General features: G+C 68.3%; 18 protein-coding genes and 1 pseudogene. 12 read left to right on the top strand and 7 right to left on the bottom strand.

Annotated elements, in window-relative coordinates:
- The first annotated feature begins 36 nt into the window (after positions 1–36).
- The 3 genes from gpmA (at position 37) to ACORJG_RS15620 (ending at position 2721) form a co-directional block, all read left to right on the top strand.
- Positions 37–750, top strand: coding sequence for a 2,3-diphosphoglycerate-dependent phosphoglycerate mutase (gpmA, locus tag ACORJG_RS15610; protein WP_346530208.1), 714 nt, complete (start codon positions 37–39; stop codon positions 748–750).
- Positions 747–1376: a bifunctional diaminohydroxyphosphoribosylaminopyrimidine deaminase/5-amino-6-(5-phosphoribosylamino)uracil reductase RibD gene (locus ACORJG_RS15615; protein WP_427790477.1), complete on the top strand. Its 630-nt coding sequence runs from the start codon at positions 747–749 to the stop codon at positions 1374–1376. Before gpmA ends, ACORJG_RS15615 begins: the two co-directional genes overlap by 4 nt.
- Before the next feature lie 73 nt (positions 1377–1449).
- Complete coding sequence (locus tag ACORJG_RS15620) at positions 1450–2721, top strand: pentapeptide repeat-containing protein (protein WP_427790479.1); 1272 nt, start codon at positions 1450–1452, stop codon at positions 2719–2721.
- 65 nt (positions 2722–2786) lie between these two features.
- Here ACORJG_RS15620 and ACORJG_RS15625 read toward each other — a convergent pair whose 3' ends face one another.
- Complete coding sequence (locus ACORJG_RS15625) at positions 2787–3269, bottom strand: Hsp20 family protein (protein ID WP_427790481.1); 483 nt, start codon at positions 3267–3269, stop codon at positions 2787–2789.
- Positions 3270–3534: 265 nt separating this feature from the next.
- Between ACORJG_RS15625 and ACORJG_RS15630 the strand changes: the two genes are divergently transcribed.
- The 3 genes from ACORJG_RS15630 to ACORJG_RS15640 all read left to right on the top strand — a co-directional run bounded on the left by ACORJG_RS15630 (position 3535) and on the right by ACORJG_RS15640 (position 6370).
- Complete coding sequence (locus ACORJG_RS15630) at positions 3535–4335, top strand: class I SAM-dependent methyltransferase (protein ID WP_427790483.1); 801 nt, start codon at positions 3535–3537, stop codon at positions 4333–4335.
- A 95-nt stretch (positions 4336–4430) separates the two neighbouring features.
- Positions 4431–5342, top strand: a complete 912-nt coding sequence (locus ACORJG_RS15635; protein ID WP_427790485.1) for a class I SAM-dependent methyltransferase — start codon at positions 4431–4433, stop codon at positions 5340–5342.
- Positions 5339–6370, top strand: coding sequence for an alpha/beta fold hydrolase (locus tag ACORJG_RS15640; RefSeq protein WP_427790487.1), 1032 nt, complete (start codon positions 5339–5341; stop codon positions 6368–6370). The genes ACORJG_RS15635 and ACORJG_RS15640 overlap by 4 nt, the downstream gene beginning before the upstream one ends.
- A gap of 16 nt (positions 6371–6386) precedes the next feature.
- Here the strand turns inward: ACORJG_RS15640 and hisN are convergent, their stop codons facing one another.
- Positions 6387–7205, bottom strand: coding sequence for a histidinol-phosphatase (hisN, locus tag ACORJG_RS15645; protein WP_427790489.1), 819 nt, complete (start codon positions 7203–7205; stop codon positions 6387–6389).
- A gap of 84 nt (positions 7206–7289) precedes the next feature.
- A pseudogene (locus tag ACORJG_RS15650) lies at positions 7290–7508 on the bottom strand (helix-turn-helix domain-containing protein); the annotation flags it as partial.
- A 190-nt stretch (positions 7509–7698) separates the two neighbouring features.
- Between ACORJG_RS15650 and ACORJG_RS15655 the strand changes: the two are divergent.
- A complete protein-coding gene (locus tag ACORJG_RS15655) occupies positions 7699–7956 on the top strand; it encodes a GlsB/YeaQ/YmgE family stress response membrane protein (RefSeq protein ID WP_427790491.1) in 258 nt (85 codons plus the stop codon).
- A 73-nt stretch (positions 7957–8029) separates the two neighbouring features.
- Here the strand turns inward: ACORJG_RS15655 and ACORJG_RS15660 are convergent, their stop codons facing one another.
- A complete protein-coding gene (locus tag ACORJG_RS15660; RefSeq protein ID WP_427790493.1) occupies positions 8030–8479 on the bottom strand; it encodes a superoxide dismutase in 450 nt (149 codons plus the stop codon).
- 130 nt (positions 8480–8609) lie between these two features.
- On the opposite strand from ACORJG_RS15660, the gene ACORJG_RS15665 reads away from it, so the two are divergent.
- Entirely contained in the window at positions 8610–10283 is a 1674-nt protein-coding gene (locus ACORJG_RS15665) for a phosphatidylglycerol lysyltransferase domain-containing protein (protein ID WP_427790494.1), read from the top strand.
- 64 nt (positions 10284–10347) lie between these two features.
- Here ACORJG_RS15665 and typA read toward each other — a convergent pair whose 3' ends face one another.
- A complete protein-coding gene (gene typA / locus ACORJG_RS15670) occupies positions 10348–12180 on the bottom strand; it encodes a translational GTPase TypA (RefSeq protein ID WP_427790496.1) in 1833 nt (610 codons plus the stop codon).
- Between the two features lie 134 nt (positions 12181–12314).
- Positions 12315–13361 (bottom strand): YeiH family protein, encoded by a 1047-nt coding sequence (locus ACORJG_RS15675; RefSeq protein WP_427790498.1) that lies wholly within the window; start codon positions 13359–13361, stop codon positions 12315–12317.
- A gap of 82 nt (positions 13362–13443) precedes the next feature.
- Here ACORJG_RS15675 and ACORJG_RS15680 point away from each other — a divergent pair, with 82 nt between their 5' ends.
- Positions 13444–14340 (top strand): LysR substrate-binding domain-containing protein, encoded by an 897-nt coding sequence (locus tag ACORJG_RS15680; protein WP_427790500.1) that lies wholly within the window; start codon positions 13444–13446, stop codon positions 14338–14340.
- Here the strand turns inward: ACORJG_RS15680 and ACORJG_RS15685 are convergent.
- Positions 14337–16385: an OPT family oligopeptide transporter gene (locus ACORJG_RS15685; protein WP_427790502.1), complete on the bottom strand. Its 2049-nt coding sequence runs from the start codon at positions 16383–16385 to the stop codon at positions 14337–14339. The two genes, ACORJG_RS15680 and ACORJG_RS15685, sit on opposite strands and share 4 nt — an antisense overlap.
- A 140-nt stretch (positions 16386–16525) precedes the next feature.
- Here ACORJG_RS15685 and mutM point away from each other — a divergent pair, with 140 nt between their 5' ends.
- The 3 genes from mutM (at position 16526) to rpsT (ending at position 18675) form a co-directional block, all read left to right on the top strand.
- The gene (mutM, locus tag ACORJG_RS15690; RefSeq protein ID WP_427790504.1) at positions 16526–17389 is read left to right on the top strand and encodes a bifunctional DNA-formamidopyrimidine glycosylase/DNA-(apurinic or apyrimidinic site) lyase; all 864 of its coding nucleotides are present in this window, start codon (positions 16526–16528) and stop codon (positions 17387–17389) included.
- Between the two features lie 64 nt (positions 17390–17453).
- A complete protein-coding gene (locus ACORJG_RS15695; RefSeq protein ID WP_427790506.1) occupies positions 17454–18239 on the top strand; it encodes an enoyl-CoA hydratase in 786 nt (261 codons plus the stop codon).
- Between the two features lie 166 nt (positions 18240–18405).
- Positions 18406–18675 carry a 30S ribosomal protein S20 gene (rpsT, locus tag ACORJG_RS15700; protein WP_024355020.1) on the top strand — a complete coding sequence of 90 codons (270 nt, stop codon included), beginning with the start codon at positions 18406–18408 and terminating at the stop codon, positions 18673–18675.
- The last annotated feature ends 478 nt before the right edge of the window (positions 18676–19153 follow it).

Raw genomic sequence — 19153 nt, forward strand, 5'->3', positions numbered from 1 at the left:
GAGTGGCCGAAGACACGGATGCTCCCGGAGACCCTCATGACCCGCCTGATCCTGCTGCGCCACGGCCAGAGCCAATGGAACCTGGAGAACCGGTTCACCGGCTGGGTCGACGTCGACCTGACGGCCGAGGGCGAGGCCCAGGCCCGGCGCGGCGGCGAGCTGATCGCGCAGGCGGGGTTCAAGCCTGCCGTCATGTTCACCTCGGTGCTGAAGCGGGCCAAGCGCACCGGCGCCCTGGCGCTGGACTCGGCCGGGCTGAAGGATGTGCCGGTCATCGAGGACTGGCGCCTGAACGAGCGCCACTACGGTGGCCTGACCGGGCTGGACAAGGCCGAGACGGCGGCCAAGCACGGCGAGGATCAGGTCAAGGTCTGGCGCCGCAGCTATGACGTGCCGCCCCCGCCGCTGGCGCCGGGCGGCGAGTTCGATTTCGCCGGCGACCCCCGCTACGCCGGCAAGGAAATCCCGGACACCGAGAGCCTGAAGACCACGCTGGACCGGGTGCAGCCCTATTGGGACGCCGAGATCGCCCCGCGTCTGAAGGCGGGCGAGGACGTGCTGATCGCCGCCCACGGCAATTCCCTGCGCGCCATCGTCAAACTGCTGTTCGCCGTGCCGGACGACAGGATCGTTGATGTCGAGATTCCGACCGGCAACCCGCTGGAGATAGATCTGGACGCCGACCTGAAGCCGGTCGCCGCCCGCTATCTGGATGAGGGGCGGGCGCAGGCCCTGCCGCAAGTCGCGTGAGCGGGGAAGCGCAGGACGCCGTCTTCATGCGGCGGGCCATTGATCTGGCCCTCAGCCGCATGGGCGAGACCTGGCCCAACCCGGCGGTCGGCTGCGTCCTGGTCAAGGACGGAGCCGTGCTGGCTGAGGCGGCGACGGCGCCGGGCGGACGCCCCCACGCTGAGGAACAGGCCGTGCCCGAGGCGGGCGAGGCCGTGAAGGGCGCGACCGCCTATGTGACGCTGGAGCCCTGCGGCGCGCGTTCATCCGGCCGCAAATCCTGCGCCCACTTCCTGGCCGAAGCCGGGGTCGAGCGGGTGGTGATCGCCGCGCTGGATCCGTCGCCCTTCGCCTCGGGCCGCGGGACCGAGCGTCTGCGTCAGGCCGGTCTGACGGTCGAGACGGGTCTGTTGTCCGATGAGGCCGCCGTCCTGTGCGAAGGCTTCCTGCATCGGCTGGAGACAGGCCGTCCGATGGTGCGGATCAGCGAGGATGGAACGGGCTTCGACGCGCGCTTCGCCGCCGCGCCGCGCGCCGATCTGACGACCGAGCTGAACCGTCTGGGCGAGGCGGGCTACACTCGGCTGTGGACCCAGGACGGCGAACTGGCCGACGCCCTGCGCGAACAGGGCCTGCTGACGGAATAGGCGGGAAGGCGCGGGGCGGCGGCGTCGCCTTGCGCAAATCTTCCTTAATCCGCCGTAAGCCATGATCGGCGCCATGAGCGAGGCTGAAGAACCCGTCCGCAAGAAACTGACTCAGGCAGAGGTCGACGCCGTCTGCCTGAAGCACGACCGGCTGTGGCGGGCGCAGCCGGGCGGGGCGCGGGCGGTATTCGCCTGGATGGACCTGTCGGGACTGAACCTGCGGGGCCGGAATCTGGCCGATGCAGACTTCACCGCCGCCTGCCTGATCGGCTGCGACCTCAGCGGCGGCAAGCTGGACAACGCCAACTTCTTCGGCGCCGACATGCAGGACGTCAGCCTGATCGACGCCAGCCTGCGCCGGGCCGACCTGCGCGGCGCCTGTCTGCGCGGAGCGGACCTGTCGGGCGCCGATCTGTTCGAGGCGGACCTGCGCGAAGGGACCATCGCCGCCAGCGACGCCAAGCTGGGCTTCCGCGTGCTGGAGGCGAAAAAGCGCGCCGACACCCAGGCGCAGGGCGCGGTGCTGTCGGGCGCCAATCTGCAAGGGTCGCGCATGACCGGCGTCATCGCCGTCGCCGCTGATTTCACCGACGCCATCATGAAGGACTGCAAGCTGGTCCGGGCCAATCTGAAGCAGGCCAGCTTTCGCGGCGCCGATCTGGCAGGGGCGGACCTGTCCGGCGCCGATCTGTCGGGCGCAGACCTCAGCGACGCCATACTGGTGGGGGTCAAGGCCGCCATGTGGCGAACCGACGGGGCCAATATGGACGGCGCCCTGATCGACGACCGACCGGCGGGCGAGCCGGTCAGCCGGATGCCTGCCGCCGAAATGCTGCGCGACCACGCCCAGTGGTGCGAGACGGGCGGCGCAGAAGGCCAGCCCTCGGTCTTCGACGGCGTGGATCTGCGCCCCCTGACGAGTATTCGCGGACTGAATCTGACGGCCCTGTCGGCGCGCGGCGCCGTCTTTTACGGCCTCGACATGGAGGGCGTGCAGCTTCAGGGCGCGCAGCTGGAGGGCGCGGACCTGCGCTCGGCCAATCTGCGCCGGGCCGACCTGCGCGGGGCGCGGCTGACGCGAGCCAAGCTCAACGGCGCGGACTTGCGCGAGGCGCAGTTGGGTCCGCTGATGCTGGCGGCGGACCGGCTGTTGCCGGCCGATCTGACCGGGGCGGTGCTGCGGGGCGCCGATCTGACGGGTGCGGATATGCGACGGGCCGTCATGGTCGATTCGGACCTGAGCCGGGCGACGCTGCACGGCGCCCAGACCCGGCAGGCCGACTTCACCAACGCCCGCACCGCAGGCGCTCGGGGTCTGGACCTGTCCGGCGCAGGCGAGGTCTGAGCCGCAGGCATGAAAAAGGGGCGACGCAAGCGCCGCCCCTTCCGGTTCAGTCAGGCTGAGAGGCCTTAGGCCGCCTTCTTCGCCTCGCCTTCGATCAGGGTCGAGCCGGTGGCGATCTCGATGCTGCGGGGCTTGAGGGCCTCGGGCAGTTCGCGCTTCAGATCGATGGTCAACAGGCCGTTGGCCAGACCGGCGCCCTTGACCACCACATAGTCGGCCAGCTGGAAGCGGCGCTCGAAGTCGCGCTCGGCCAGACCACGGTGCAGGAAGGTGCGCTTGGCCGCTCCGTCATTGTCGGCGGCGGTCGTCTCCGTCGCCTTCTTGCCGGTGACGGTCAGCAGGTTTTCCTTCGCCTCGATATTCAGCTCATCAGCCGAGAAGCCGGCGACCGCGATCTCGATGCGATAGGCGTCTTCGCCCGTCGTTTCGATGTTGTAGGGGGGCCAGCCGTTTTCCTGGCTGGAGCGGGCGGCGCTTTCCAGTTGACGGGCCAGACGGTCGAAGCCGACGGCCGAACGGTACAGCGGCGAGAAATCATAGCTACGCATCAGTCATCCTCCTGAGGATCAGCAAGGTAGAGCCGCCCGGCGATTTTCAGCCCCGGTCGGCGGTGGGTTTCAAACCCGGCGGTCCGCGTTCGGCCCCGTCAGGTCTGGAGAGCCCGGGATCGGCGCTCTCGGATAAAGAGGTAGGAGGCCGTTTTCCCTGCGCAAGGGGCGCGCGAAATCGTCGCTTAACGCCGGGGCGCCTTGCGGTCGGCGCGGGGCCGCGTATGGATTTTACCTTCACCTTTCAAAAGCGGTCGGAGCCTTCATGCGAGCCCTCGCCCTTATCGCCCTCGCCTCATCCGTTCTGGCCTCACCGGTTCTGGCTCAATCGGCGCCGCCTGAAGCGGCCGGTCTGCCCCATCGCCAGGGGCTGTCGATGGAGATGCCCAGCTTTTCGGAAGACGCCGCGCTGCAGGCGGCCGTCGCCTCCACGACCCGGCCCGAGGCCGACCGCGCCCGCGACGGCGAGCGCCATCCGTTCGAGACCCTGACCTTCTGGGGCCTGCAACCGGGCCTGACCGTGGTGGAGATCGAGCCGGGCGGCGCCGGATGGTGGCGCAACATTCTTGAGCCCTACGCCGCCGCGACCGGCGGGCGCTATGTCCCGGTCAACCGCCCGGCCGAAACCATGGGCGTGGCCGACGGTACGGCGGACATGGTCGTGGTGGCCCGCGCCTTCCATAACTGGTCGCGCGACGGCCGGGCCGAGCCCTATCTGGCGGCCTTCTTCAAGGCGCTGAAGCCCGGCGGCGTGCTGGCGGTCGAGCAGCATCGTGCGGCCGAGGGACTGAACGTGGCCGATACGGCGCCGACCGGCTATGTGCCCGAAAGCTGGCTGATCCACGCCGCCCGCCGCGCGGGCTTCGAGCTGGAGGCGCGCAGCGAACTGAACGCCAATCCGAAGGACGACCGCGACCATCCGTTCGGCGTGTGGACGCTGAAGCCCACACGCACCTCGGAACGCGACGGCCGCGCCCTGACGCCCGCCGAGCGCGCCCGGCTGGACGCCATCGGCGAAAGCGACCGCATGACCCTGCGCTTTCGCAAGCCCTACGCCGCCGACTGAGACAGGCTGATGATAATCGCGTGCGTGGTTTTGACGCTGGCGCAGAAGCGCCTTAAGCCCCGAACCCAGAGACTTGGCGGCAAGAGGATGCGCGCATGACAGACCGGTCGACCCGACGATCCGTCCTGACCGGCGCCGGCGCCCTGGCCCTTTTCAGCCCGATGCTTGGACTGGCGGCCTGCGGGCGCAAGGAAGATAAGGCGGCCCCGGTCGAGCCGGACGCGCCCAAGGGACCGCCGGAAGGGTCGCTGGAATGGGCGGTTGCGGGTGAATGGCGCTCGGCCGACGACAAGGCGCGCGATGTCTGGCGCCACCCGGTCGAGACGCTGCGCTTCTTCGGCCTGCAACCCAAGATGACGGTGATCGACTTCTGGCCCGGCAGCGGATGGTATGCGGAAATCCTGGCGCCCTATCTGAACAAGGGCGGCGGCAGCCTGTATCTGGCGGGCTTTGACGAGGGCGAGGCCGCCGATCCGGCGCAGGTGGCCATCAACAACACGCTGAAGGCCCGGATTCTGGCCAACAAGAAGCTGTACGGCCCGGTGCAGTTCACCGCCTTCGGCCCCGCCTCGCCGCCGGTCGCTCCGGCGGGGACGGCCGATCTGGTGCTGTTCATGCGTTATATTCAGGCGTGGATGGCGGCGGGCATCGCTGAAAAGGCCTTCGCAGACGCCTTTGCGGCCCTGCGCCCCGGCGGCGTCCTCGGCATCGAACAGCACCGCCTTCAGCCGGACGAGGATCAGGACCCCGCCGCCGCCAACGGCTATGTGCAGGAAGCCTTCGTGCGGCAATTGGCCGAGGAGGCTGGTTTCGTCTTCGTGGAAGCATCTGAAATCAACGCCAATCCGGCCGACACCAAGGACCACCCGTTCGGCGTCGAGACCCTGCCGCCGCGCCGTCTGACGGCGCCGCTGGGCCAGCCCGCCGATCCGGATTTCGACCGCTCGAAATATGACGCCATCGGCGAGAGCGACCGCATGACGCTGAAATTCAGGAAGCCCGAGTGAACCGTCCCGCCGCCTTCGCCGCCCATGCGCCCCTGATGGGGGTTCCCGGCGCCGCCTGTCCGCCGGGCGGAGAGGGCGACTGGTTCCGCGGCGCGGGCGGGCTTCGCCTGCGCGCCGGCTTCTGGACCCCCTCGACGATGCAGGCGAAGACGCCGCGCGGCACGGTCGTCCTCAGCCCCGGCCGCACCGAGCCGATCGAGAAATATTTCGAGCTGATCGGCAACTTCCTGGCGCGCGGCTTCTGCGTTCTGGCGCACGACTGGCGCGGTCAGGGTCTGTCGGCGCGACTGCTGCCGGACCGTCTGCGCGGCCACGCCCGGGCGGTGGAGGAATTTCTCGACGACTACGCCCGCTTGCTGGACGCCTATGAGGCGCGGGCGCCCAAGCCGTGGATCATGGTCGGCCATTCGATGGGCGGCTGCCTGAACCTGCTGACGCTGGAAGAAGACGACACGCGCTTCGCCGGGGCGGTCCTGTCCAGCCCCATGCTGCGCATCAAGACCGGCAAGCGCTCGATGTGGACGGTCAAGCTGGCGGTGCGCTGGGCTCTGCGTCACGGCAAGGCCGGCGACTATGTGTTGGATGACCCGGACGATCCCTTCGACCACACGTTCGAGAAGGACGCCCTGACCTCGGACTACGGCCGTTACGATCTGTGGCGCCAGCAGCTTTATGCCTGCCCGCATCTGGGCATCGGCGGGCCGACCTGGGGCTGGCTGGCCTTTGCCCTGGACGCCGGAGAACGGGCGCTGAAGCCCCGCGCGCTGAAGGCGGTGAAGATTCCGGTCTGTGTCGTTCAGGCGGCCGAAGACGACAAGGTCTGGAAGCAGACCAACCGCTGGGCCGCTCGCCGCCTGGGGCGCGGCCGCTATGCCGAGGTCGCGGACGCCAAACATGAGGTGATCATGGAGGTCGATGCGCTGCGCAACGTCTTCCTGCATGAGTTCGACGCCCTGGCCGACTATGTGGCGCCGGGCGAGACGACGGCGGCCGGTTCGCCCGCCGCGCGGACGTCGGAACCGGTCTGAAGCGCGTTCTGGGGCGTCAGACGGCGCTTAGCAGGGGCAGGGCCTGATTGGTCAGCCGCGCGTCGCCGACCGCCAGCACACGGCCGTCCGCCTCATCCGGAGCGCCGCCCTGCCAGTTGGTGAAGCGGCCGCCCGCCGCCTCGACCAAAGGCTTCAGCGCGGACCAGTCCCAGACCTTCAGTTCGCTTTCGGCGACCATATCCATGCGACCCGCCGCCACCATGGCGTAGGCATAGGCGTCGCAGCCCAGCCGGGCCAGACGGGTCGCCGCGCGCAGCCGGTCCCAGGCGACGCGGTCGGCGCCGAGGAAGATTTCCGGATCGGTGGTGGCGATGACAGCCTGCGACAGGTCGGGGCAGGCGCGGGTCTCCAGCGGGGTTTCGGCGCCGTCTTTCAACAGCCGCGCGCCAGACGGGCCGCCGATGAAGATCTCGCCCAGATAGGGCTGGCCAACCGCGCCGATCACTGGGGCGCCGTCCTGATGCAGGGCGATCAGCGTGGTCCACAGCGGCAGGCCTGAGATGAAGGCGCGGGTGCCGTCGATGGGGTCCAGCACCCAGACATGATCGGCGTCGGGGCGGTCCTCGCCATACTCTTCGCCGATGACGCCGTGGTCGGGATAGCGGGCGGCGATCAGGCGGCGGATGGCCGCTTCGGCGGCGCGGTCGGCTTCGGTGACGGGGTCGAAGGCGCCGGGGCCGCCCTTGTCTTCCTGAGTGAAGTCGCCGCGGAAGAACGGCAGGGCGACGCGCGCCGCCTCACGCGACAGGTCGACAGCGAAGGATTCAAACTCGGTCATGCCGCAGGCCATACACCGGTCCGACCGCGAAGGCATAGGGCCGCCGTCGCGCGTCCGGCGCGGGCGTCAGGCGGCGGCGGCCAGTGACGGACCGGGGCGCGAGGGATGGTTGTCAGACCCTTCGCCGACGCCATCGTAGAAATAGCTGACCGGGGTTTCCAGCGCTTCGGCCAGTTCCCACAGGCGGGCGGCGGAGATGCGATTGGCGCCGCACTCGTATTTCTGGATCTGCTGGAAACGGATGCCGATGCGGTCGCCCAGCTGCTGTTGGGTCAGGCCCAGCAGGCGACGGCGGCGGCGCAGTCGACGGCCCAGATGAAGGTCGATCTCGGCGGGCATGACGACTCTCCTGTGTCCCTCAGCCTGTGCCGGATCGGCACGGACAGGCTGATCCGTCGCAAACCCTGTGCCGATTTCGCGCGCAGGGTTATGCGCAACCCACGGCCAAGCCGTGCATTGATCGCAAAGACAGCGGGGCTCCGGAGTCGCCGGGTTTCAGGGCTGTCGAATTCTCAGGAAGGAAGACGCAATGGGTGGGTTTGGATTTATCGCCTGGATCATCATCGGCATCATCGCCGGGTGGCTGGCGGAGAAGATCATGAAACGCGAGCATGGCCTGCTCACCAATCTGATCGTCGGCGTGGTCGGCGCCCTGATCGGCGGTTTCCTGGCCAACAACCTTCTGGGTGTGGACGCCGCAGGCAACTGGATCGTGGGCATCATCGTCGCCACGCTGGGCGCCGTGGTGCTGCTGTTCCTGCTCGGGCTGATCCAGAAGCGACGTTGATCTTTTTGACCGATCACACATGAGAGAAGGGGCGACCCATCAGGCCGCCCCTTCTGCCGTTCAGGCGAACGGTTTAGTAAGGCTCGTCGCTCTTGGGCTCGTCGCTCTTGGGCTCGTCGGCCGGCGACGCATCCGGGGTTGAGGCGGCGTCCGGGGTCGGTTGCTCCGAAGCGATCGGCGCGGCCGACTGGATATCCGAAGCCGAGGCGTCTACGACGATATCCGAGCCGTCCTGGCGGATGCCCGCCAGCGGCACGGGACGGACCTGGCCATCGGCGGTGCGGACGGTCAGTTCCTGACCATTGGCGCCGTTCTGGACGCCGACCAGCTTGCCGATCTCCGAGCCGTCGCTGCCCTTGACGGTGGCGCCCGGGGTCAGGGTCAGGCTCTGGGGTTGAGCCGCAGCCGCCTCAGCGGGGGCCGGTTCGGGCGTCTGCGACGTCATGTCGTCCTGGGCGAAGGCAGGCGCGGCGATGAAGAGGGCGCCGGCGATGCCGGTCAGCAGGGCGGTCTTGCGGATCATGAGATTACTCCATTTGGGCGAGTCTGGCGCTCGCGAAAAGGTGAACCGCTGTGAACCCTGTTGGTTTCATCTGCCCTGAAATGACCTTTTTGGGGCCGCAAATGGAAAAATCGTGCTTTATGAGCTTTGCATGACCGGAAATGCAGCAAAGCTTGACCGCGCACGCATCTTCACCCGACTGGGCGAACTGGCGTTTGAACTGACGCCGCAGGTGTTCGCCGTGGCGACGGCGGGACTGGGCGCGTTGATGCTGGTTTCAGCGGCGACGCCCGCGTTCAGCGAGCGGCTGCACGCCCTGGGGCGGTTCACGCCGCCCCTGCTGATCGACCTGTCGCACTTCGCCGCCAGCATCACCGGCTTCATTCTTCTGCTGGTGTCGGCCGGGCTGTGGCGGCGACGCAGGGGGGCCTATTACGCCGCCCTGATCGGGCTGGTGATGGGCGCCGCCTTTTCTCTGCTGAAGGGGCTGGCGTGGGATGTGGCGATAGAGCTGATGGCGGCGGCCGCCCTGCTGGCGCCGTGCCGGGGGGCGTTCAACCGGCGCTCGCGGCTGGGCGAGCCGTTGCGGCCGGGATGGCTGCTGGTTCTGGCGGCAGCGGCGGCGGCCATGCTGTGGCTGGGCTTCTTCACCTATCGCGACACGGCCTATGCCGATGAACTGTGGTGGACCTTCCTGACGGACAAGCAGGCGTCGGGCTTTCTGCGCGCAGGCGCCGTGGTGGCCATACTGACGCTGGCGGCGGCCGTGCGCTCGCTGCTGACTGCGCCCGGCGCCCGCAGTCACGGCCCGGCCGCGCCCGGCGATATCGAGCGCGCGCGGCTGGCGCTGGAAACAGCCGATTCAGCGACGCCCGAGGCGCGTCTGGCCCTGCTGGGCGACAAGGCCCTGCTGTTCAGTCCGTCGGGATGCAGCTTCATCGCCTATCGCGTGCGCGGGAGGCGCTGGATCGCCATGGGCGAACCGGCCGGGCTGAAGGCGGAGCGCACGGCCCTGTTGTGGGCCTTCGCCGAACTGGCGGACAGCTATGGCGGGGCGGCGGTCTTCTATTCCGTCAGCGAAGAGATGCTGGTCGATCTGGCGACCCTGGGGCTGGCCGTGCGCAAGGTCGGCGAAGCAGCGGTGATCCGCACGGCGGACTTCTCGCTGGCCGGGAAGGGACGCCAGAACCTGCGCACCGCCGTGAACCGGGCGGAACGCGAGGGCATGATGGTCGACATCCTGCCGCCCGGCGCGGCCCGGCCGCTGGAAGCGGAGTTGCGGGCGATCTCCGACGCCTGGCTGCGGCATCATAACGGGGCCGAGAAGGACTTCTCTCTGGGGCGGTTCGATATCGGCTATCTGGACGGCGCCCCCCTGGCCGTCGCCCGCGTCGACGGGCGGATCGTCGCCTTCGCCAACCTGCTGATCGGAACGGACGGAGCGGACGGGCGCGAGGCCATGATCGACCTGATGCGTTATGATCCGGACGGGCCGCACGGGGTGATGGACGTCCTGTTCACCCGCGCCGCACAATGGGCGCAGGCCGAGGGGCTGTCGGGGTTTGATCTGGGCATGGCGCCCCTGTCGGGGCTGGAGAACCGGCGGCTGGCCCCGGTCTTCGCCCGCGTCGGCGCCCTGGTGTTCGAGGAAGGCGGCGCCGTCTACGGCTTTCAGGGCCTGCGCGCCTACAAGGCCAAGTTCGGCCCGACGTGGCGCCCGAAATTCATCGCCGCCCCGGCGTCGACGCCCCTGCCGCTGGCCTTGCTGGACGTGGCCCTGCTGACCAGCGGCGGCTGGCTGGGGCTGCTGGGTCTGAAAAAGTAGCCCCGGCGCACAAAAAAGGCGGCTCTTGCGAGCCGCCTTCTTCATTTCAGCGTGGCGCCGCCGATCAGTCGGCGCGGACGCGCTTCTTGCGGAAGGAGGGGTTCAGGACTTCCTTGCGCAGACGGATCGACTTGGGCGTGACCTCGACCAGTTCGTCTTCCTCGATATAGGCGATGGCCTGCTCCAGGCTCATCTTGCGCGCCGGGGTCAGGCGCACGGCCTCGTCCTTGCCCGAGGCGCGGACATTGGTCAGCTGCTTGCCCTTGATCGGGTTGACGTCCAGGTCGTCAGAACGGCTGTTCTCGCCGATGATCATGCCCTGATAGGTCTTTTCGCCCGCGCCGACGAACATGACGCCGCGGTCTTCCAGGTTCCACAGTGCGAAGGCCGCCGTGTCGCCGTCCGAGTTCGACACCAGCACGCCCTTCAGGCGGCCTTCGATGGCGCCCTTGTGGGCTTCATAGTGGCTGAAGACGCGGTTCAGCACGCCCGAACCGCGCGTGTCGGTCAGGAACTCGCCCTGATAGCCGATCAGCGAGCGCGACGGGCACTTCAGCTGGATGCGGGTCTTGCCGGCGCCCGACGGACCCATGTCGGTCAGCTCGGCCTTGCGGGCCGACAGCTTCTCGATGACCACGCCCGAGAACTCGTCGTCGACGTCGATGACCACGTCTTCGATCGGTTCCAGACGCTCGCCGTTCTCGCCCTTCTGATAGACCACGCGCGGACGGCTGATCGACAGCTCGAAGCCTTCGCGGCGCATGTTCTCGATCAGCACGCCCAGTTGCAGTTCGCCGCGACCGGCGACTTCATAGGCGTCGGAGTCCGGCGTCTGGGTGATGCGGATGGCGACGTTGGCCTCGGCTTCCTTCAACAGGCGATCGCGGATGACGCGCGACTGGACCTTGTCGCCTTCGCGACCGGCCAGCGGGCTGTCGTTCACGCCCACGGTCATGGAGATGGTCGGCGGATCGATCGGCAGGGCGTCCAGCGCCTCGGTCACTTCCAGCGCGCACAGGGTGTCGGCCACGGTGGCCTTGGACATGCCGGCGATGGCGACGATGTCGCCCGCCTCGACGCCCTCGTCGATCGGCTGGCGTTTCAGGCCGCGGAAGGCCAGCACCTTGGTGATGCGGCCCTGTTCGATGGTCTTGCCGTCGCGCGACAGGGCCTTGATGGCCATGCCCGGAACCGCCTTGCCCGAGTGGATGCGGCCCGTCAGCAGACGGCCCAGGAAGGGGTCGCTTTCGATCAGGACGTTCAGGATCTGGAACGGCTCGTTGACGCGCGCCTGTGCGGCCGGGGCCGGGACGTGGTCGACGATCAGGTCATACAGCGGGTGCAGATTGTCGTTCGGCTGGGCCAGATCCAGCGTCGCCCAGCCCGAACGGCCCGAGGCGTAGATGACCGGGAAGTCCAGCTGCTCGTCCGTCGCGCCCAGGGCGGCGAACAGGTCGAAGGTCTCGTTCAGCACGCGATCCGGATCGGCGTGGGCGCGGTCGACCTTGTTGATGCACAGGATGGGACGCAGGCCCATCTTCAGCGCCTTGGTCAGCACGAACTTGGTCTGGGGCATGACGCCCTCTTCGGCGTCGACCAGCAGGACGCAGCCGTCCACCATGCCCAGAATACGCTCGACCTCGCCGCCGAAGTCGGCGTGGCCCGGCGTGTCGATGATGTTGATGCGCGTCTCGCCCGCCTTGCCGTTCCACAGGATCGACGTGCATTTGGCCAGGATGGTGATGCCGCGCTCACGCTCCTGATCGCCGGAGTCCATGACGCGCTCGGTCGTCGCCTCATTGGCGCGGAACAGGCCGGACTGGGCCAGAAGGGCGTCAACCATGGTCGTCTTGCCATGGTCAACGTGGGCGATGATAGCGACGTTACGAAGATTCATATCGGGCTCGGGCGGACTGTGTTCGGTCACGGATAGGCCGCGCCGCTGCAAGAAGATTGCAGAAAAGGGAAGGGTTCGGCGCGCCTCTTACAGTGATGTGGCCGCAAACGCCAGTCCGGTGCGCGAATCGACATTCAACCCAGGGGCAGGACGGCGATCACCACCAGCGCCAGCACGCCGATCAGCAGGGCCGACAGGGCGGCGACAGCGGCGACGCGCGGTCCCGCCCGCGCCACCGCGCGCGGATCGACCATCAGCCCCAGCGCCGCCATGGCGATCAGCGTCAGCGCCGAAACCGACATCTGCAGCGGCGGCAGGATCGCCTCCGGCAGCCAGCCCACAGAGCGCACCGCCATCAGGGCCAGAAAGACCAGAATGAACCAGGGCGCCATCTGATGCAGCTTCGGCCCCCGCCCGCCTGCCGTCTGTTTCGAGCGCATCAGCCCCAGCACCAGACAGACCGGCCCCAGCATCAGCACGCGCACCAGCTTGACCACCGCGCCGGTCTGGACGGCGGTCATGCCTGCGGGGGCGGCGGCGGCCAGCACCTGCGGCACGGCATAGACGGTCAGGCCCGCCAGCACCCCGACCCGCGTGGCGTCATAGCCCATCATGGCCCCAACCACGGGAACCAGCAGAACCACGGCGATGCCCAGAACGGCGGTGAAGCCGATGGCGGCGGCCACGTCCTCTCCCTCCGCCTCGATGACGGGGGCGACGGCGGCGATGGCCGAGTTGCCGCATATGGCGTTCCCGCACGCGACCAGCAGGGCCATGGCGTGCGGCAGGCCGAACGCCCGCCCCAGCGCATAGCCGCCAAGGATGGCCACGCCGACGACGCCGACGATGGCCAGCAGCAGCCACGGCCCCAGCGCCGCCACCGCAGCGCCCGAGACGGTCGCGCCCAGCAGGGCCACGGCGATTTCCAGCAGGGTCTTGGCGCAGAAGTTCACGCCCGGCGTCCACAGCGACGACGGCGTCCAGACCAGACGCAGGGCCGCTCCGATCAGGATGGCCAGCACCAGCCCTTCGATCCACGCCTGCCCGAACAGGCGCGCCTCGATGATCTGCAAGCCGAAGGCGACGGCGCCGATGACGGCGGACAGAGCCACGCCGGGCAGCAGGCGGAGCGGGCCCGTCAGGCGGCGGGACGGCGCGGTAGGGTCGAGGGCGAGGGTCATGGCCGCCCTTATCCGCCCTCTCCATTCATCAATCCAACGCGTAGTTATGGACTTAACAATCGATTTAATCGATTAATGACGCATGACGCTGGAACAGCTCCGCATCTTCGTGGCCGTGGCCGAGCGACTGAACATGACGCAGGCGGCCGAGGCGCTGCACCTGACCCAGTCGGCGGTCAGTGCGGCGGTTCAGGCGCTGGAGACGCGACACGGCACGCGACTGTTCGACCGGGTCGGGCGGGGCTTGGCGCTGAACGCAGCGGGGGCGGCCTTTCTGCCCGAGGCGCGGGCCGTGCTGGCGCGGGCCGAGGCGGCCGAGCGGCTGCTGGAGGAACTGGCCGGGCTGAAACGCGGCTCCGTGCGGCTGTTCGCCAGCCAGACCATCGGCGCCTACTGGCTGCCGCCGCGCATGGCCGCCTTCGCCCATAGCCATCCGGGCATCGAACTGCATCTGTCGATCGGCAACACCCATCAGGTAGTCGAGGCGGTGCTGGCGGGCGAGGCGGAACTGGGCCTGATCGAGGGCGCCGAGGACGCGCCCCGGCTGGAGCGGACGCGCATCGCCGCCGACCGGCTGATCGTGGTGGCGGCGCCGGGTCATCCGGCGGCGGATCGGGGCGGGCCTCTGACGGCGTCGGACCTTAAAGCACTGGACTGGGCCTTGCGTGAGGCAGGGTCCGGCACCCGCAGCGAGTTCGAGGCGGCCCTGCCGCGCGGTATTGCCGCGTCGGACCTGAAGACAGCGCTGGTGCTGCCGTCCAATGAGGCGATCCTGACGGCGGTGGCGGCCAGCGATGGCGTGGGCGGCGGGCTGGTCACGGCGATCTCGGAACTGGCCGCCCGGCCCCTGATCGAAGCGGGGCGGCTGGTTCGACTGCCGCTGGATCTGCCCGAGCGGCCCTTCTATCGGCTGCGCCACCGCGAGCGCAGCGCCAGTCGGGCGGCGGAAGCCTTCGCCGCCGCCCTCCAGTCATTCTAGACCTTGGCCGCGCGGCGGCGCACCCAGGCGTAAAGGGCGTAGGTCAGAGCCGCAAAGGCGATCAGACCGGCCCACATGGCGGGCCAGCCGCTGTCGGCGGGCAGCAGGGCGAAGGGCGCTTCATTCTTCGTGCCGACGATGACGGCGGCGGTGAGGACGCCGAACAGGCTCTCGCCCACGATCAGGCCGGACGCCAACAGCACGCCCATGCGGCGGGCCACATCGGCATAGCGGGTCGACTTGACCGCCCGGTCGTACAGCCAGCCGCAGACCGCGCCGATGACCAGCATGGTGGTGACGGCGGCGGGCAGATAGACGCCGATCCCGGCCGCCAGCGGCGGCAGCTTGATCCGGTCGTTCGTCGTGCGGCGCAGGATAATGTCGAGGATGATGACAAGAACGCCGACCACGGCGCCGATGCCGATCAGATCCCAGCGCAGGTCGCCCGAGATGACGCCCTTGGCCAGGGCCGAGATCAGCGTCGCCTGAGGCGCGGCCAGAGTCTGCGAGCCCTGAACGATGGCGGGCGGGCCGCCTTCGAAACCAAAGGCCTGGTTCATCATGTCCAGCACAAAGGGGATGACCAGGGCGCCGGCGACGACGCCGACCAGCAGGGCGGTCTGCTGACGCCAGGGCGTGGCCTCGACCAGCTGGCCGGTCTTGAGGTCCTGCAGGTTGTCGTTGGCGATCACGGCCACGGCGAAGACCACGGCGGTGACGATCAGGGCGAAGGCGACGATCGAAGGATCGGCGGGCACGCCCGCAATGGCCAGCACGCCCAGCATCAGCAGCGACGCGATGATGATGGCCAGAATGCCGACGCCCGACACCGGGCTGTTGGAGGAGCCGATCAGCCCGGCCATATAGCCGCAGATGGCCGCCACGGCGAAGCCGATGACCACGACATAGACCAGGCCGCCGATCACCAGCAGCGGCGCCGAACCGGCCAGAGCCGTGCCCTGCGCCACCACGGCCAGCAGGACGGCGATGCCGACCAGCGCCGCGACCGAGATCAGGCCGACGATCTTGATGGGAATGTCCTGCTCGGCCAGCTCCAGCGTCTCGCCGTGGGCGCGGCGCGCCTGTGCGGAAATGGCCGAGGCCAGTCCGGCGGCCAGCGGTCTGGCCAGCTTGGCCAGCGTCCACAGGGCGGCGACGCCGATGACCCCGGCGCCGATGAAGCGGACTTCCTGCGCCCAGACGCTCATGGCCAGCCCCTCGGCGCCCGCTGTGGCGGGGACGGTGGCGGCGATGGACGGCACGCCGTGGGCGACGGCCCATGCGGCGAAGTCGGGCGAGGTCAGGACCGGCACGAAGATCAGCCAGGCCAGCAGCAGGCCGAACAGCTGGGTCAGGCCGACCGCCAGACCGATCAGGTGCCCGGCGCCCAGCAGGGCGAACTGCATGGAGAAGCCGACGCCCGTCGCCCCCCCGCCGAAGGCCGCAGGCAGGCGCAGGAAGGCGGCCGTCTCAGCTGCGAACACCCGCGCGGCGGCCAGGAAACCGAAGACGGCCGAGGCGATCGCCCCGCCCATGACGACGAACAGGCCCGAACGGTTCTCGCGCACGGCTTCTTCGGTCTGGTCCGCGCCGGGCGATCCGACCTTCAGCACCTCGGCGGCGGCGACGCCCTCGGGGTAGGGCAGACCGCCCTGAACGACCAGGGTGCGGCGCAGGGGAATGGAGAAGGTCACCCCCAGCACCCCGCCCAGCACGCAGATCATCACCGACTCCCAGAAGGGGAAGTTCATCCACCAGCCGATCATCACCAGACCGGGCAGGACGAAGATGATGGCGCTCATCGAGCCGCCGACCGAGGCGACGGTCTGGACGGTCATATTCTCCCAGATGGTCGAACCACGGAACGCCCGCAGCAGGGCCATCGAGATGACCGCCGCCGGTATGGCCGAGGCGAAGGTCAGTCCGACCTTCAGCCCCAGATAGGTATTGGCCGCCGTGAAGACCGCCGCCAGCAGACACCCCAGGATCAGGGCGCGGATGGTCAGTTCGATGCGTTTGCCGGTTCCGGCGGGTTTGTCCGTCATGCGGGAGCTTTCCTGAATGTGCGGCGAGGCTAAGCCCGAATGCCCGGTCGTGACAACGGGGGCGGGCGCAACCTCTGCTTTTCTCCCCTTGCGGGTGCGGCGACCTTCACCCGCACGGGCGGACGCATTAGATGTGCGCCATGCCTGAACTTCCCGAAGTCGAAACCGTCCGTCGCGGCCTTGAGCCTGTGCTGGAGGGTGCCCGCCTGACCGCGCCGCGCCAGAACCGGCCGGACCTGCGCTTTCCCTTTCCCGAGCGCTTCATCGAGCGGCTGGAGGGGGCGACGGTGCTGCGGCTGGAACGGCGGGCGAAATATCTGCTGTTCCCCCTGTCGACCGGCGAGACCTGGATCACGCACCTGGGGATGACCGGCCGCTTTACGCTGGAAGGCGTCGCCCCCGGCGTGTTCGAGACGGACGCCCCCGTCATCGGCAAGCATGAGCATATGAGCCTGACCGCCGACCGGGACGGCGTGCTGACGCGACTGGGCTACGCCGATGCGCGGCGCTTCGGCTTCATGGGCCTGATCCCGACCGAGGCGGTCGAGGGCCACGCCTGGTTCGCCAGGCTGGGGCCGGAGCCGCTGGGCAACGCCTTCTCCGGCGCCCATCTGGCCGAGGCTTTCGCGGGCAAGGCGCAGAACATCAAGGTCAGCCTGCTGGACCAGAACATCGTGTCCGGTCTGGGCAACATCTATGTGTGCGAGGCGCTTTACCGGGCGCGCATCTCGCCCCTGACGGCGGCGGGCAAGGTCAGCCGCCCCCGGCTGGAGCGGCTGGCGCTGGAGGTCCGTCATGTGCTGGGCGACGCCATCGCGGCGGGCGGCTCGACCCTGAAGGATTTCGCCAACGTCGAGGGCGGACAGGGCTATTTCCAGCACCGTTTCGACGTCTATGGCCGCGAGCATGAGCCATGTCGCACCGAGGGCTGTCGCGGCGTGGTGAACCGTATCGTTCAGGGCGGGCGCTCGACCTTCTTCTGCCCGCTCTGCCAGAAGGGATGAGGGGTGTTCCTGTGAGCGTCCCGAGACGCTAGACCTGCCTCGAACGAGTTGAGAGGAGCGCCTGATGGCCGACGCCTATTCCACCCTGCTGATCGAACGCCACGCCGACGGCTATGCCGTCGTCACCCTGAACCGGCCCGAGGCGCTGAACGCGCTGAACACCACCCTGACCGGCGAACTGGGCGACTTTCTTGAGAGCGTGGCCGACGACGACAGCGTGCGCTGCATCGTCCTGACCGGCTCGGTAAAGGCCTTCGCGGCGGGCGCCGACATCAAGGAGATGGCCGATCAGGCCTATGCCGACATGTATCGCGGCAACTTCTTCGCTCGCGCCCACGACCGGGTGGCGAGCTTCCGCAAGCCGATCATCGCGGCGGTGTCGGGCTATGCCCTGGGCGGCGGCTGCGAGTTGGCCATGCTGTGCGACTTCATCATCGCCTCGGACACGGCCAAGTTCGGCCAGCCCGAGATCAATCTGGGCGTGGCGCCCGGCATCGGCGGCTCTCAGCGCCTGACCCGCGCCGTGGGCAAGGCCAAGGCCATGGACATGTGCCTGACCGGCCGGATGATGGACGCCGCCGAGGCGGAGCGCGCCGGGCTGGTGTCGCGCGTCGTGGCGTCCGACGCCCTGCTGGACGAAGCGCGCGCCGCCGCCGCCAGGATCGCCGGTCAGTCCATCCTGGCCGTCATGGCCAATAAGGAACTGGTCAACGCCGCCTTCGAGACGACGCTGGCGCAAGGGGTGGTGTTCGAGCGCCGCCTGTTCCACTCCCTGTTCGCCTTCGACGATCAGAAGGAAGGCATGGCCGCCTTCGTCGAGAAGCGGAAGCCCGCTTTCACGGGGCGCTGAAATCATGTCGGGGCCGGATGATGCGGGGCGCAAACCCCGGCCCCGACTCAATTCCGACCGGATCGCGTTGACCGTTCCGGGGCTTTCCGCTATAGCCGCCCGCTCTTGAGATTTTCTCGCCGTAGACGCGTGGTTTACGGCGTTTTCGTTCGAAGGTTTTTACCCGATGGCCAACAATGCAGGCGCCCGCAAGGCGATCCGCAAGATCGAAGCGCGGACCGAAGTGAACAAGGCCCGCCGCACCCGCGTTCGCACCTACCTGCGCAAGTTCCAGGAAGCCGTCACGGGCGGCGACGTGGAAACCGCCAAGGCTGCGTTCATCACCGCCCAGTCGGAACTGATGCGCGCCGTGTCCAAGGGCGTGGTTCACAAGAACACCGGCTCGCGCAAGGTCAGCCGCCTGGCCGCCCAGCTGAAGAAGCTGTCGGCCGCCTGATTTCACAGGGCGTCCGGACAGGTCTTCACGGCTTCGTCAAACGGCGCAATGTGACGGCTGCGGAGGGCCTGTAATCGGTCTTTCGTAAAAGAATGTAAGAATTTCAACGGCGAGGAAGCGCAAGCTCCCTCGCCGTCTTGCTGTCTGACGCTAAGTTATTTTTAGCGATTCCCGTTCACCCGAGAGGGGAAGTCGGCATTTTCCCAAGCCCTATCGGGGTTTGCTCGAGTCAATCAATTTAAGTGCGAATCTCGACTCGAATCAGCGTTGATCTCCGCCGTCCGGGGGGTAAGTTGAGGGGGTAACGCACTTCCGTCCTTTCTGGATGAAGACGAGGGAAATCAATGATTTGCCTCGGCGCGAGATGTCTGTCTGTGAGTACGATCCCGCTTGCGAGGCTCAGCTTCGCGAGGTGAGAGAAGTCGTCCCCGGATCTGGCGTCTTGAAGGGTGTTCGTCGGTGATAACTTTTGTGGCGG

Origin of the sequence: Brevundimonas diminuta (genome assembly GCF_050310045.1) — a bacterium.
Lineage (GTDB): Bacteria > Pseudomonadota > Alphaproteobacteria > Caulobacterales > Caulobacteraceae > Brevundimonas > Brevundimonas diminuta_F.